Below are 287 nucleotides of genomic sequence, written 5' to 3'. Positions count from 1 at the left end.
TTATTGCACGAATCGTGCTGGATTCATCTTATGAATCCAGCGTGGTAGCTGTGCTGCATGAGTAACCCCCCGCCGCCCGTCTGCAAGACCAGGAACTGGCCCGCTTATAACGACGCGCTCCGGCGGCGTGGTTCGCTGACGATCTGGTTCGATCCCGCGATGCCCTGGGAGGCGGCGCCGACCGGCAAGCGTGGTCGCCAGCCCGACTACAGCGATACCGCGATCCAGACCTGCCTGACGATGAAGGTGCTGTTCGGCCTGGCACTCAGGCAGATCGAGCCATGGAA

At 62.0% G+C, this 287-nt stretch carries 1 protein-coding gene; it reads left to right on the top strand.

Annotated elements, in window-relative coordinates:
- Nucleotides 1-57: 57 nt before the first annotated feature.
- Nucleotides 58-287 (top strand): transposase (locus tag XINFAN_RS20895; RefSeq protein WP_199286499.1); only part of this gene is annotated, 230 nt, incomplete at its 3' end.

Origin of the sequence: Pseudogemmobacter humi (genome assembly GCF_900609055.1) — a bacterium.
In the GTDB taxonomy this organism is placed as follows: Bacteria; Pseudomonadota; Alphaproteobacteria; order Rhodobacterales; family Rhodobacteraceae; genus Pseudogemmobacter; species Pseudogemmobacter humi.
The sequence above is the reverse complement of the archived record's forward strand: the minus strand, read 5'-3'. Positions and strand labels throughout refer to the sequence as shown.